This is a genomic window from Dyella caseinilytica (assembly GCF_016865235.1).
GTDB classification, from domain to species: domain Bacteria; phylum Pseudomonadota; class Gammaproteobacteria; order Xanthomonadales; family Rhodanobacteraceae; genus Dyella_B; species Dyella_B caseinilytica.
Genome location: NZ_CP064030.1, coordinates 4537018 through 4551782, shown reverse-complemented (window position 1 = coordinate 4551782; position 14765 = coordinate 4537018). Strand labels below are relative to the sequence as shown.

Genomic DNA, 14765 nt, shown 5'->3' with positions numbered 1-14765 from the left:
CGCGTCCGTGCAGTTGCCTGTTCGCCCCGAACGTTCATCAAACCGAACGTTGTTCCGGCGAAGGCGGGTTGCCGTCAAGCGCATGGCAATGTTGCTGATCTTTGCGTTGGCGCCACTGGCACGCGCTGGCGATACGCCGCAGCGTGTCGTGGCGCTGGGCGGCGATATCACCGAAACCATCTACGCATTGGATGCGCAAGCCAAGCTCGTTGGTGTGGATAGCACCAGCGAATGGCCTGCGGCTGCGCACCAGCTTCCCAACGTGGGCTATGTGCGCCAGCTCAACGCGGAAGGAATTCTGGCCTTGCATCCGACGCAAGTGATCGCCACGCATGACGCGGGACCGGCCACGGTGCTTGAGCAATTGCGCCAGGCTGGCGTGACACTGGACCTTCTGCCGCCATCAAGATCGCCACAGGACGTGATGGCGAAAATTGATGACATTGGGCATCTTCTCAACAGCGATGCGCAGGCCCGCCAGCTCAATGCCAAGCTTGTGCAGAGTTACACTGCGCTGCAATCGCGCGTGGCCGCCATGCCGCACCATCCGCGCGTGGTATTCCTGCTATCGGCAGGCGCAGGAAATTTTCTTGCCGCAGGACACGACACGGCTGCGGATCGCGCGATAGCACTGGCCGGTGGCAGCAACGCGATCCAGGCTTACAGCGGCTACAAGCCGTTGTCCGCCGAAGCGCTGGTCGCTGCTGCGCCGGACGTGCTGGTGGTGATGAGCGAGCGTGCCGATGGCGTTGGCGATATCGGGCAAGTGCTCGCGCTGCCGGGCATGCTGCAAACGCCGGCCGGCCAGCGCAAGCACGTGATCTTCGTCGACGGCCAGGCGCTGCTGGGGTTTGGTCCACGCAATGCGGACAGTGAACTGAGCTTGCAAGGTAAGTTCGCCGCCACGCTGCCGCCATGAACAGCGCAGGTATGGCGTTGCCCGCGGCCAGCCGCAGGGCAGGGCATCGCGTGGTGCTTGGCAGCTTGTGTGTGACCCTGCTGATCGTTGCCACCTTCGCCATGACTTGCGGCGCGATGCACCTGAGCGCAGAAGATGTTTTCGGTGCACTGCTGCGCCGAATGGGCGGAAAGCCAGCGCAAGCGGACGACGCCATCGTGCTTACTCTGCGCTTGCCACGCGTGCTGATGGCGGCATTGGTCGGTGCAGCGCTCGCGTGCAGTGGCGCGGTGATGCAGGGCATGTTTCGCAATCCGCTGGTGGAACCGGGATTGATCGGTGTGTCATCCGGCTCGGCCTTAGGCGCGATCGGCGTCATTGTGCTGGGTGGCGGATTCGGTGCGGGTTTGCTGGGTTCGTTCGGGGTGACGATCGCCGCCTTCGCCGGTGGCTTGCTGACGACGGCGCTGGTCTATGCCATCGGCCGCCGCCGTCCGGATGCCGCGACGTTGTTGCTGGCGGGTGTGGCGATCAATGCGATATCGATGGCTGGCATCGGTGTCCTCACTTATATGGCGAGCGAGCGCCAGTTGCGCGATCTCAGCCTATGGACGCTTGGCAGTCTCGGCGGTACGGATTGGATACGATTGGTGGCCGTTGCGCCGTGGATCCTGTTATCGCTGCTGTGGCTGCCCATCCATGCACGCGCACTCAACGCGCTGTTGCTTGGCGAACGCGAAGCCAGTCTTCTCGGGTATCACACGGAGCGACTGCAGCGACTGTTGATTGCCCTCACCGCCCTGGCCACCAGCGCTGCAGTCGCCACATGCGGCGTCATCAGTTTTGTCGGCCTGCTGGTGCCGCACGCCATACGCATGATGTGGGGGCCGGATCATCGCCTGCTGTTGCCGGCTTCGGCCTTGGGCGGTGCCATCCTGCTGATCGGCGCCGACACGGTCGCGCGTACCGTGGTAGCGCCCGCCGAGCTGCCGATCGGCATCATCACGGCCTTGCTGGGTGGCCCGTTTTTCCTGTGGCTATTGATGCGCACGCGCACTAGCGGGGTGCGCGCATGAATACACCGCTGGATTGGCGTTCGCCGTCTGCCAACAGTGGCGTGCTGGCGGCGCGCGATATTCACCTCACACGCCAGGGACGCGCCGTCTTGCAAGGCATAAACCTGCAGGCGCATCCGGGACGCGTGCTGGCCCTGATTGGTCCAAATGGTGCGGGCAAAAGCAGCTTGCTGGGAGCGCTGGCTGGATGGATGGCGCCTTCGCTCGGCGAGGTGTCGCTGGATGGCAAACCATTGTCCGCATGGCCAACCATGTCACTGGCGCGGCGTCGCGCCATGCTGTCGCAAAACGTTCAGCTTGGCTTTGCCTTTCTGGTGGAAGAAGTCGTCATGCTGGGCCGCACGCCCGGCGGCAGGCATGCAACGCACGCGCAGGATGCCGTCATCGTCGAGCAAGCCTTGCGGCTGGCGCAGGTGGCGCATTTGCGTGGCCGCAATTATCTGGAGCTTTCCGGCGGCGAACAGCAACGTGTGCAACTGGCGAGAGTGCTGGCGCAAGTCTGGGAACAGCAGGATGGGCCGGCGTGGTTGTTGCTCGACGAGCCCGAAGCCGGTCTTGATATCGCCCATCAGCACGACATGCTCAAGCAGATGCGCGCCTTGTCGCGCCGAGGCTACGGCGTGATCGTCGTGTTGCACGATCTGAACCTGGCCGCACGCTATGCCGATGAGATTGCGCTGCTGACCCAGGGGCGACTGGTACGTCTGGGTACGCCGGATTACGCGCTGGATGCGCAAGCGTTGTCGAAAGTGTATGGACTGGTGCTGGATCGCGTGCCCGTCAATCAGGGCCAATGGATAGTGATGCCACGGTAAGCCGGTTTAGACCCGACACGTTCTAAACAAACCTCTGTCACTTGTGCACGCGCCATCCCGGAACCATGCTCAAGCGCTTGATCTACGGGCTTATGAAGCGCCTGCCTATGCTTTCCAACGACCGGGCTGCCGGCTATGTCATTCGTTGTCATATTGTCGGCATAGTCTCTACGCTGGCCCTAGGAGGTTATTCAGCGTGCGGTGCTTTCGACATAAAGGGGCTTAAGTGCTTCACGTTGCAGCGGTTCATCGGTCTGGTCCTGGGTTCGGCGCTTACCGTCCTGTCGCCCGTGGCGGCAGGCGATGCGGCGTATCAGGCGGTTCCTGCCGCCAATGAACCGGCCGGACAATTCGAAGTGGGTAATACCATTGCGTTCGACATACCCCCGCAGCCGCTGTTGACGGCGTTGCGCGCGTATAGCGAGCTGACAGGGCAGGCAGTATTGGTCGACAACGTGTTGGCGACGGGACGGCAATCTCCCGGCGTCCGCGGCGAGTTCGACCGGATCGAGGCATTGACGCGATTGCTGGCAGGGACCGGGCTCGTCGCAAGTTATTCGAGCGATGAAGCCTTTACGTTGAAGCTCGCCGAGTCTGGCGAAACCGGTGTTATCGCTGCGCAAGAAAAACCGGAAGCGATGCAGGTTGGGGGAATCGACGCTGTGACTGAACGCTACGCAGGAAAGATTCAACACCCTATTGAGACGGCGTTGTGCCAGTCCGACCGCACGCGGCCAGGCACCTATCGCCTGGCCATGCAGATCTGGGTCGCCCCATCCGGAAAAGTGGAACGCACCCAGCTGCTCACGTCCATGCGCAACACACAGCGCGAGAATGAGGTGCGCAACGCCTTGGATAGCCTCACCCTGGATCCGCCTCCGGTGGACATGCCGCAACCCATCACGTTGCTGCTGCTGCCGGGCCGACCGGGTTCCGCCTGTGCCGGCGCGTTGCCGCCGCAAGGCTGAGAGCGATTCACGATGGAATCCACGTCACTGCCGCTGCTGCGTCTATTCATGGAGCGCCGCCAGGAATTGCGGCGCCGGTTGAAGCATCGGTTGGGTTCGGACGAGGCGGCCAACGACGCCTTGCAGGAGACCTATCTGCGCATCAAGCGCATGAGCGATCACTCGGAAGTCTCCAGCAATCCCGCCGGTTATCTGTTCCGCATGGCGATCAACGTGGCCGCCGACCAGCGCCAAGCGGACGGACGTTACCTCACCGGCACCGAAGTCGAAGAGCTCTTGAACGTCGGCGCCGATACGCTGGATCCGGCCCGGATCGTGCACGCCCGGTTCGAAGTGGAAGCGTTGGGGCACGCCTTGCAGGAGCTCACGCCCAGGCAGCGTGCCATCCTGATCGCCGCCCGTGTCGACGATGTATCGCAAGAGGACCTCGCCCATCGCTTTCGCATCTCGGTGCGGATGGTAGGCAAAGAATTGAAGCGGGCGCTTGAGCATTGCGGCAAGCGCCTTGACCGAAAAGTGATCCAGCGGTTCGGTCCTGGTGCAGGAAAAGAGTCTTAGGGGTATGCGGATTTCCGAACACTTCGCCGATCAGCGTGCCGCGCTGCACAAAGAAGCGCAGCACTGGCTGCTGCGCCTGACGTCCGGGGCGGCCACGATGCAGGACGCACGCGCCTTCGAACATTGGTGCGGGCAGAGCCGTGCGCACGTGGAAGCCTTTGCCGAAACGCGCCGCATGTGGGAAAACCTGGGTCCTGCCGCGCAATCGTGGCTGGCGCACGAACAGATAAAGACAGCGTCAGGCAACGTAGTGGCGTTGCCGCGTACCCAGCCGCGCATGACCCGACGCGCTTTTCTCGGCGCCGCCATTGCCGCCACCGCTGCACTGGCCGTTGTGCATCCACCGCTGCAACTGTGGCCTTCGCTATCGGACATGGTGGCCGATTACCGCACCGGCACCGGCGAACAGCGCGATGTGGATCTGGGCCAGGGCGTCGTCATCCATATGAACACCCAGACCGCGCTGAATCTGCGCAAGGCGCAGGGCAGGGTGGTGGGCATCGATCTGCTCGGCGGCGAAATCCAGGTCAAAGCCACCGCCGATGCGACGGGGCCAGTGCCAATCTTCGCTGGCGGCGGGCGCATCGATGTCGGTGTGCAAGCCAGGTGTAATGTGCGCTGCTACGGCGCGGATGTGCAGGTCACCGGATTGGATGGCGCTATCACCTTGAACTACAGCGGACACAGTGCTGTGCTGAACACCGCGCAGCAGGCGGATTACGGCAGTGGGCACATCGGCCAGGTGACCGCTGCGGATATCGAGATGGTCATGGCCTGGCGTCGCCGTGTCCTGATTTTCGATGGCCAGTCGTTGTCGCAAGTGGTCGAGGAAATCAACCGCTACCGCCCCGGGCGCATCATTCTTGCCAATGACGACCTCGCCGCACGCAAGGTGCAGGCAAGGTTTTCGCTCAATCAGTTGGCTGATGTCGCGGCGCTGATTCAGGATGCTTACGGCGCGAAGGTCACTTCGTTGCCGGGCGGAATCGTTATTTTGAGCTAGCACGCTAGCGGGAACGCCACGCAAGTCACTACCGCCCTGCGTTGTCAGCGGTGGGAGCTGATCGCGCGCGGACGATTCACCCCGCGATCATGTGTCCAAACACATGACACTTTCATGTCGGAATGACCGTAAAACCCCCTCTTTCCCTGCGGAAAATTAAATTTTCGTGACAAGGTTCAGTCGCCCGTGGCGACGCCTGTCTATCCCAGCAAGGAAGTCGTGGACGGGCACGGATGCCCTCTCTTCGAATATTCGCATCACGCGCAGCGCCGCCGCGTTCGCGTGCGGGGGCTTTTTGACTTGTGCAAACGGACGGCTAAATGCCGCTGTAATAAGGATACGTTTTGCGTGATCAAGCGAATGAGAAATTGGCCGCAGGGATGGCGATCTCTTCTGCCACAAGGAAGTGGCGCGGCGCGCAGTGCATGGACAGGGTGGGGCTCCCGTTCTTTACGCGTTCGCGATAGGCATGCAGGCACGGAAACGACGCGTAGACAAAACCTTCACGTATCCGAAGTGCCAAGTCTTGTGCGTGTTGTGAAGCAGACACGCCTTTGTCGTGATCCGGTTACAAAGCGCGCAGTAGTTTCATCGACTCGGACAGGGTGGCGAGTCGATGCGTCGACTCAGGAACGGGGCGGCGAATGAGAATGCGAAATGGATTTGGCGCGCTACGGCGCCGAGGTGGTTCCCTGCGTTCCCTGATGGCGATGACGCTTTCGCTGCCGCTTTATGCGCATGCACAGAGTCAAGCGCCGGCTGCAACGGCAGCACCTGCGTCAGCGCCGACCAGCTTCCAGATCAACGAATACCTGGTGCGCGGCAATACGCTGCTTGGCAATGTGGATATCGAGGAATCGGTCGAGCCGTTCCTTGGTCCCGGTCGCAGCATGAATGATGTGCACGCAGCGCAGAACGCGTTGCAGAAGCTGTATCAGTCCAAGGGTTACCAGTCGGTGGTGGTGGAAATTCCGCCGCAACATGTGAACGACGGCGTGATCCTGTTGCAAGTGGTGGAGAACCGCATCGGCCGCGTGCGCGTAGAGGGGGCGAAGTATCACTCGCCGCAGGAAATTCGCGATGCGGTGCCGGCACTGGCCGAAGGCAGCATTCCCAATTTCAACCAGGCGCAGCAGCAGCTGACCGATTTGAATCGTGTGCAGCCAGGCCGGCAGGTTGTTCCCGTGCTGAGCCCAGGCAGCTTGCCCGACACCATGGACGTCGCACTCAAGGTCGATGACACCGATCCCTGGCACGGCAGTGTCGAAGTGGATAACGATCACAGCGCGGACACGCCTGATCTACGCACGATCGCCAACGTCAGCTACAGCAATCTCTGGCAGCTAGGTCACACGATTTCCGCCTCGTACATCGTGGCACCGCAAGATCCGCACGCGACCGAAGTGTATGCGCTGTCTTATTTGGCGCCGTTGAATGCGAATTGGAGCCTGCTCGGTTCGGCCTACAAATCCAACAGCAACGCCAACACGTTGGGCGGCACGACGGTGCTCGGCAAGGGCAACGCTTTCAGCTTCCAGGCTACCGACCAATTGCCGGTGCTTGGCGACTACACGCAGATGGTGTCGTTCGGCTTCAGCCGAAAGCACTTCGACCAGAACATCACCCTGGGCGGACAGACCACCTATGCGCCGCTGACGTATTACCCGCTGAGCGCTGCGTATACGGGCCAGCACACGACCGATACATCCAGTTCCAGCTTCACGCTGACCGGCAATTTTGGTTTGCGCGGCGCGGGCAGCAGCAACACCGCCTTCGACAACCAGCGTTACCAAGCGCACGACGACTACGCCGATCTGCATCTGGACATCAACTACCTGCACACGTTCGCCGACGGCTTTGCCTTCTACACTCGCGGCAGTGCGCAGGCGGCCAGCATGCCGCTGGTCTCCAGTGAACAGTTCGCTGCGGGCGGCATGACCACTGTGCGCGGTTATCTGTCGGCCGAAGACACCGCCGACAACGGTGCCATCGCGTCGGTCGAGATGCGCACGCCATCGATTCATTCGTGGGTGGGATCGTGGGCAAATGACTGGCGCTTCCATGTGTTTGTCGATAGCGCGCGATTGATGTTGATCGATCCGCTGCCGGACCAGCATGGCCGCTTCACCTTGCTGAGTACCGGCGTCGGCACGCAGTTCACAGTGTTCCATTACTTCAATGGTGTTCTCGAATACGCCTACCCACTGCGTAACGGCGTGGATACGAAGGCGCATGACGGACACCTGCTTTTCAGCGTCAAGGCCGGTCTCTGACGCGGCGCGGGCCACATTTCCAGATAGGGGTTCAACGACAATGCGGTATTTCATCTATGTATGCGCACTGTGCCTCCTGCTGCTGCCGCGACTAAGCGGAGCGGCCGAGGCCTCGTGGTGGAACGACGACTGGTCGTACCGCAAGCCCATTACGCTGGATACCACCAGCAAGGGTGCCAACATCGCGGACTCGGCGGGACGCATGCCGTTGTTGATCCGCCTGCATCCGGGCAACTTCCAGTTCGACGGCATCAGCAAGACCGGTGACGATCTGCGCTTTATCGGTAGCGACGGCAAGACGCCGCTGAACTATCAGATCGAGAGCTTCGATCCGGTCATGGGCGTCGCGCAGATCTGGCTGGATGTGCAAGACCTGCCAGCAAGCGGCCAGCAAACCATCTGGATGTACTACGGCAACAGCAAGGCACCGGCGCTCAGCAGCGGTCCGGCGACCTTCGACGCCGACTACACCCTGGTCTATCACTTCGATGAAGCCAGTGGCCAGCCGCCGAAAGACGCGACTGCCTACGGCAACAACGCGGTAAGCGGTGCATTGCGCACGGTGGATGGTGGCATTGCAGGCAGCGCGGCGCGTTTCGACGGTTCGACCGTGCTGACACTGCCGACGAGTTCCTCGCTGGATATCAAGGATGGCGGCAGCTTCACCTTCAGCGCCTGGATCAAGCTGGATGCGCTGCCGACCACGCCGACACTGATCTACGGTCATCGTCAGGATGGCAAGGCCTTGCTTATCGGCATCGATGGCGGTGCGCCGTTCGTCGAAGTGGATGGCGGTGACAAGCCGCTGCGCACGACCGCCGGTCAACCGTTGAAGGCCGGGCAGTGGACGCATCTGGCGGTGACTGCATCGAACGGTCAGATCGCGTTGTATGTGGATGGCCGTCCGTACGCCAACGTCGCCGCTGCATTGCCTGCATTGAGCGGGAGCGCCACGGTAGGTGGCGACATCGCCGGAACCACGGGCGCCGCCGTGCCGTTTGCATCGTTCGTCGGCCAGATGGACGAACTGCGTCTGTCACGTGTAGCGCGTTCGGCCACGGTCATCGCTGCTGACGCCTTGTCGCAGGGTGCCGAATCGAAATTGATCGCCTACGGCGAAGACGAGAAGAAATCCGGCTTTGGCTTCGGCTACTTCGGCATCATCGTCAAGTCGGTCACGGTGGATGCGTGGGTGGTCATCGGGGCATTGATGATCATGGCCCTGATCTCCTGGTGGGTGATGTGGCAGCGCGGCAGTTATGTGTCGGCAGTCTCGTCAGCCAATGAACGTTTCATCCGCCGCTATCGCGATCTGGGCGCCAACCTGCTTGGGTTGTCCGGCAACGACGTGTCACCGGCGATCAGGCAGGAACTGGCCGGCTCTTCGCTGTACCGACTCTATGAAACAGGCGCCAAGGAAGTCTGGCGACGTCGCGATACGCACGGTCACATGGTGATTGCCTCTGAATCGATCGAGGCGATTCGCGCCGTGATGGATTCGACCTTGGTGCGCGAGAACCAGGCCCTATCGCGCTCGATGGTGATGCTGACCATCGCGATCTCAGGCGGCCCCTTCCTCGGCCTGCTCGGTACCGTGGTGGGCGTGATGATCACCTTCGCCGCGATTGCAGCGGCGGGCGACGTCAACATCAACGCCATTGCGCCAGGTATCTCCGCCGCATTGCTTGCCACCGTAGCGGGTTTGTTCGTCGCGATTCCCGCACTGTTTGGCTACAACTACCTATTGACTCGCAACAAGTCGGTGACGGCGAACATGCAGGTGTTCGTCGACGAATTCGTCACCCGTCTGGCTGAGCTGCATCGTCCGGTCGATCAATCGTCGACCGAGGCACGCGAGGTGCGCCATGCAGGTTCATGACGAAGAAAAGCCCTACGACGACATCAACATCACGCCGATGTTGGACCTGGCGTACGTGCTGCTGGTGATCTTCATCATCATGACCACCGCGGCGGTGCAGGGCGTGAAAGTGAACCTGCCCAAGGCGAGTGCGTCGGTCAGTTTGGCCAAGCCGCTAACCAAGGCCATCACCGTGTCCGACACCGGGCAGATTTTCCTGGATGCGTTTCCGGTGACGATCGGCGAACTGGAGCAGCGCCTGCGCCAGCAGAAAGCGTTGACGCCGGATTTTCCGGTGATCGTCAAAGGCGATTCGAATGTGCAGTACCAGAAAGTCATCGACATTCTGGATCTGCTGAGGCGTCTCGATCTCACGCAAGTCGGTCTGGTGACCGGCAAGCAGCCCACCTGACGGACCGGAGCGCCGCGCAATGTTCGAGCCCGGTTACACAGACGAGACCCGATGGCGGCGATGGCGCGGACGCATCATCGCCGTGTTGGTGGTGCTCGCGGCTGCATGGCTGATCTGGATGCTGGCAGGGCACGAAGTGGGCGTACGCCGCTCAGCGCCGCGCATTGCCACCATCACGCCGTTGCCGCCGCCACCTCCGCCGCCGAAAGAAAAGCCGCCGGAGCCGAAGAAGGAAGAGGTCGTCAAAGAAGACATTCCCAAACCGGCCGAACCGGTGAAGCCGGTCGAGTCACCGAAACAGGCGCCGGATCTTGCCAAGCAGATCACCATCAATGGTCCTGCACAAGCCGGCAACGACTCGTTCAACATCGGCGCCGGCGAAGGTGGCGGCATGGTGGGCAGCGGTGGTGGCGGCGGTGGTGGATCGTACGAGCAGTATCTGAGCTTCGCGCTGCAGGAAGCCATCCAGCATGACGACCGCACGCGTCGCCTGGTCTTCAATGTGCGCGTGAATCTGTGGCTGTCGGCGGTCGGCGAAGTGACGCGCGCGGAGCTGGTCAATTCCAGCGGTTCGCAAAGCACGGACCAAGCCTTGATTGAAGTGTTGCGCACCGTACGCGTCGACACGCCACCACCCCCGAGATTAGGCATGCCGGTTCGCGTCGCCATGCGCGGTTATCGACCCGGCTGAATTATCGAAATGATTTGGAGAATGGAATGAAGTCGCCAACCGTAAGTTTGCAGGGTGCAGCGGATCTGTCCCCTCTCCCCTCCGGGGAGAGGGCTAGGGTGAGGGGTCGCACTTGCGAGGGTGCCTGGCCAGTGCAGCCCCTCACCCCAACCCTCTCCCCGGAGGGGAGAGGGAGTCGGGCACAGAGCGCACCTCGCTTGAAGATGTTGTGTATGGCCGTTGCCTTAATGCTGGGCGGCAACGCGTTCGCGCAGGATGCTGCGCCCTCGCCGAACGCCACCATCAACCTGATCCACTTGATGGTGAAGAAAGGTTTGATCACGCAGTCCGAGGCTGATGGTCTGCTTTCGCAGGCCAACGCCGAAGCCGCGCAGGCACAAGCCGCCGCCGCGCAGCCCGCTGCTGTGCCCACTATTGCCGATGGTGCGAAACCGGGCGATGTGCGCGTCACCTATGTACCGCAAAGTGTGCGCAATGAAATTCGCGATCAGGTAAAGCAGGAAGTGATCGCACAAGCCAAGAACGAACATTGGGCCGAACCCAATGCGTTGCCCGATTGGCTTGACCGCATCACTTGGTACGGCGATGTGCATGTGCGCGATGAGTCGTGGCTCTACAGCCGTAAAAATGCCGACGACTTCATTAACTACGCCCAGCTCAACCAAACCGGTCCGTATGACATCAATAGCATCACGTCGGGCCAGCTCCCTCCGATTCTCAATTCGACAGAGAACCGCCCGAACATGCTGCGCCTGCAGGCGCATATCGGTATGCATGTGAAGCTCGGCGACACCATCACGACGGGTGTGGCCCTCGCTTCTGGCGATGACGACAACCCGGTGTCGACCACGCAGACGCTCGGTGGTGGTTTGGAAAAGAAAGACATCTGGTTGAATGAGGCGTGGATCCGCTGGCAGCCGAATTCGAATTTTTCGCTCACGGCCGGCCGCATGCCTGATCCGTTTATGGTCACCGACCTGATCTTTGCGCCTGAGCTGAATTTCGACGGTGTCGCCGCCCATGGTGATCTGCCGTTCTCCGACAACTTGAAGGCTTTCGCGACCTTGAGCGAGGTTCCGATCCAGTACACCAGTAACAACGCCCCCACCGATTCTTACAGCACCGCCAAATATTCCGCCGGCGACAACTGGCTGAGTGCTGCGCAATTCGGCCTTCAGTGGCGGTTCGCCAACGACGCGACCTGGAAGGTTGCGCTGGCCTACTACTTCTTCGACCACATGCAGGGGCAGCTTTCCGCGCCGTGCTACCTCGCCACCACCGGCCAAAATTACTGCAGCACCGACGATACCGCGCCTGACTATATGCAATGGGGCAATACGGTGTTCCTGCTGCGCGACATCATTCCCAGTACGTCGTCGCCGGACAACTATGCGCAGCCGCAGTTCGTGGGCCTGTCGTACAACTATCACGTCGCGGATCTGACCAATAAGATCGATTTCAAGATTGGCGAGACGCCGATGGAGATCCAGGCCGAATACGAACGCAACATGGCCTACAGCACGCGCGACGCATTCGACCGTTATCCGGATGGCCTGGGTGTTCCGGTGAACAACTATCAGGGCAGCACCAGCACCACTGGCGAAGCTACCACCGGCCCCTACAAGAGCGGCCCGGTCGGCTGGCTGCTGCGCGGCATCATCGGCAATCCGCATCCGATGGCCGCCAACGAATGGAATATCGCACTCGGTTACAAGTACCTGCAGCCTGACGCGACGCTCGATGGCCTCACCGATCAGAACTTCCATCTCGGCGGCACCAATGCCAAGGGCTTCATCTTCAGCGCCGACTACGGCATTGCGGATCGTACCTGGGTGTCGGCGCGCTACTACGGCGCCAAGCAGGTCTACGGACCGCCGTTCACCCTCGACATCGTCCAGTTCGAGATCAGCACCAAGTTCTGAGGGCTTTGCGATGAAACGTTTACTGATCACCGCCGCCATCCTGTGTTCGTTGTTGGTGGCCACGCACGCCAGCGCGCAGACACTGGAAGAACAGTTACGCTCGCAACTGGCCGACGTGCGCAGCCAGCTGCAGGATCTGCAAGGCCAACAGGCGCAATGGCAGGCGCAGAAAGCGCAACTGGAGCAGGAGCGTGATGCTGCACGTAAAGCGCTCGACGATGCCAAGGCGCAGTTGGCCAAGAACAACGCCAGCACATCGCAGGATGCGTCGGCATTGGCATCCGAACGCGCCGCTCATGAGCAGGCTCAGGCCCAGGTGCAGCAGCTGCAGAAACAGGTCGCCGACGCCAACGCCAAAGAGCGTGATCAGGAAGAACACGGCACCGACCTGGCCACCCAGCTCAACACCGCACAGGCCCAGGTTGGCACCTGCGCCGCCAAGAACCAGCAGCTGTACACGATCGGCAGCGAGATACTCGATGCCTACAGCCACATAGGTCTCGGCACCGTGCTCGCCAGCCGCGAGCCGTTTGCGGCATCCGAGCGGGTCAAGCTGGAAAACGCGGCGCAAGCCTATGGCGACAAGCTGTATGAGCAGCGCTATGACCCGCGGGCGGCAAGTGTGAAGAAGCCGTGATGGCCGGTTTGCTCCCGGAGGCGAACACGACCATTTTTGTGGCTCGAAAAAGGTTGTTCGCTGCGAATAGTCTCAATCCTGCCCTGTCGTCATTCCCGCGAAAGCGGGAATCCATGTGGCTCTGGCGTTAAAAGCGACCATGGATTCCCGCTTTCGCGGGAATGACGGCGCACAAAGCGTAGGGGGCATGTCGAGCCCCGCAGGGAGGGAGAAAGGCATAAAGCCGCGCGCCCGATGCAAAACGACAGCATTAGTGCGATCTTATTCATTTCGCACTTCACCCAGTAAAGGAATCACCATGCGTATCGATCGAACTCTCATGGCTGTGGCAGCCGTTGCCCTGGCGGGCGCGTCCAGCACCGCCGTCCACGCCCAGGCCAGCACCAGCAGCATGCCTTTGAACGGCCCTGCCGTATCCGGCGTCTGCTACCTGTCGCGTGAAGCGATCTTCGCCAATGCCAAGGTTGGCCAGGCCGCTACCGCGCGTCTCAAGCAGCTCGCCGAGCAGGCGCAGAGTCAGATCGATGCCGAGCGCAAGCCGCTTGATGCCGACGTGCAAGCTTATCGCGCCAAGGCCGCTTCGCTCTCTGCCGATCAGCGTCAGTCGCAGGAACAAGCGCTCGGCCAGCGCATGCAGCAGGTGCAGGCCGACCAGCAGACCAAGGGTCGTCAGCTGGAAGCTACGCGCGCGAAGGCGTTGGACCAGATTGCGCAGTACGCGCAGCCGGTGATCGTCAGCGTGTACAACAGCAAGAACTGCGGTGTGTTGTTTGATCGCAACGCAGTGCTGGGCGGCAACATGACCAACGACCTGACACCGGCCGTGGTGCAGAGCCTGGATGCGAAGATCACCACCATCTCGTTCAACCTGGAACCGGCACCTGCCGCCAATACCGGCAGCACGCCATAATCATTCCATCACAGCAGGAGGATGAGCGTGTCATGCGAGCATCCGTTCTTCTGATCAGCAGTTTGTACCTGATGTCTGCGCCGCTGTTGGCGCAGACATCGATCCACACCACAGGCCAGGCTTCATCTTGCGTTGATGTCGCTGTCAACGATCATCCGGCCTTGTCCTACGCGTGTCTCAATCAGCAACTGGGCGCGTCCGCCAACACTGCTCCCGGTCCGCAGCCGCAACTTGATGCGGTAACGCACGCGCCAAGCAACCAGCAGCTGGGGCAATTCAACTTCTCCGCGCTCAGCATTCGCATGGGCAACAACCTGGGCAAATCTGTCTACCCGCAACGCCCGCCGCCGCTGGCGCCCATGCCTTTGCTGGGTGTGCCTGTGGGTGCGCATTAATCGTCACAGTTAGTGGCGAATATTCAATGAATCCGTCGCCCCGGCGAAGGCCGGGGCCCAGTGGCTTTGCACCGCACGAGCGATGAATGAATTGGCGTAATGCCTCCGCCTGTCATCCCGGCGAAAGCTGGGATGACAGGCGGAGAGTGCGATGCACAGTCCAAGCGAGGTCATTCGTTGAATTTCCGTTGTTCCAAATAGCCGTCTGAATCCTTTGCGACAAATCTGTGAACCCGGCGCGACAGCGCAGATGAAATTTTGATGACATGGTTCAGTCGGCCCCTTACCCAACGGTCTATCCAGCCGAAGGCCTTGCTTAGCGAGTTGCCGTAGAGATGCCAGGGGAAGA

14 protein-coding genes are annotated in these 14765 nt (G+C 61.2%); all 14 read left to right on the top strand.

Features of this window, described 5'->3' with window-relative positions:
- The first annotated feature begins 82 nt into the window (after positions 1-82).
- The 14 genes from ISN74_RS19925 (at position 83) to ISN74_RS19860 (ending at position 14416) form a co-directional block, all read left to right on the top strand.
- Positions 83-919 (top strand): heme/hemin ABC transporter substrate-binding protein, encoded by an 837-nt coding sequence (locus ISN74_RS19925; protein WP_203546663.1) that lies wholly within the window; start codon positions 83-85, stop codon positions 917-919.
- Positions 916-1974, top strand: a complete 1059-nt coding sequence (locus tag ISN74_RS19920; protein ID WP_229678884.1) for a FecCD family ABC transporter permease — start codon at positions 916-918, stop codon at positions 1972-1974. Before ISN74_RS19925 ends, ISN74_RS19920 begins: the two co-directional genes overlap by 4 nt.
- A complete protein-coding gene (locus ISN74_RS19915) occupies positions 1971-2789 on the top strand; it encodes a heme ABC transporter ATP-binding protein (RefSeq protein WP_203546662.1) in 819 nt (272 codons plus the stop codon). Before ISN74_RS19920 ends, ISN74_RS19915 begins: the two co-directional genes overlap by 4 nt.
- A gap of 65 nt (positions 2790-2854) precedes the next feature.
- Positions 2855-3757 carry an STN domain-containing protein gene (locus ISN74_RS19910; protein WP_188795717.1) on the top strand — a complete coding sequence of 301 codons (903 nt, stop codon included), beginning with the start codon at positions 2855-2857 and terminating at the stop codon, positions 3755-3757.
- A 48-nt stretch (positions 3758-3805) separates the two neighbouring features.
- The gene (locus ISN74_RS19905; RefSeq protein WP_229678882.1) at positions 3806-4315 is read left to right on the top strand and encodes an RNA polymerase sigma factor; all 510 of its coding nucleotides are present in this window, start codon (positions 3806-3808) and stop codon (positions 4313-4315) included.
- A gap of 4 nt (positions 4316-4319) precedes the next feature.
- Positions 4320-5318, top strand: coding sequence for a FecR family protein (locus tag ISN74_RS19900; protein ID WP_188795713.1), 999 nt, complete (start codon positions 4320-4322; stop codon positions 5316-5318).
- A gap of 644 nt (positions 5319-5962) precedes the next feature.
- Complete coding sequence (locus ISN74_RS19895; protein WP_203546661.1) at positions 5963-7591, top strand: ShlB/FhaC/HecB family hemolysin secretion/activation protein; 1629 nt, start codon at positions 5963-5965, stop codon at positions 7589-7591.
- 40 nt (positions 7592-7631) lie between these two features.
- Positions 7632-9470 (top strand): DUF2341 domain-containing protein, encoded by a 1839-nt coding sequence (locus ISN74_RS19890; RefSeq protein WP_188795712.1) that lies wholly within the window; start codon positions 7632-7634, stop codon positions 9468-9470.
- A complete protein-coding gene (locus tag ISN74_RS19885; RefSeq protein ID WP_188795710.1) occupies positions 9457-9861 on the top strand; it encodes an ExbD/TolR family protein in 405 nt (134 codons plus the stop codon). The genes ISN74_RS19890 and ISN74_RS19885 overlap by 14 nt, the downstream gene beginning before the upstream one ends.
- Before the next feature lie 19 nt (positions 9862-9880).
- Positions 9881-10552: an energy transducer TonB family protein gene (locus ISN74_RS19880; RefSeq protein WP_188795708.1), complete on the top strand. Its 672-nt coding sequence runs from the start codon at positions 9881-9883 to the stop codon at positions 10550-10552.
- A 212-nt stretch (positions 10553-10764) separates the two neighbouring features.
- Entirely contained in the window at positions 10765-12474 is a 1710-nt protein-coding gene (locus ISN74_RS19875; RefSeq protein ID WP_188795706.1) for a putative porin, read from the top strand.
- Between the two features lie 10 nt (positions 12475-12484).
- Complete coding sequence (locus ISN74_RS19870) at positions 12485-13111, top strand: hypothetical protein (RefSeq protein ID WP_188795704.1); 627 nt, start codon at positions 12485-12487, stop codon at positions 13109-13111.
- Positions 13112-13409: 298 nt separating this feature from the next.
- Positions 13410-14021: an OmpH/Skp family outer membrane protein gene (locus ISN74_RS19865; protein WP_188795702.1), complete on the top strand. Its 612-nt coding sequence runs from the start codon at positions 13410-13412 to the stop codon at positions 14019-14021.
- A gap of 32 nt (positions 14022-14053) precedes the next feature.
- The gene (locus ISN74_RS19860) at positions 14054-14416 is read left to right on the top strand and encodes a hypothetical protein (protein ID WP_188795700.1); all 363 of its coding nucleotides are present in this window, start codon (positions 14054-14056) and stop codon (positions 14414-14416) included.
- Positions 14417-14765 lie beyond the last annotated feature (349 nt).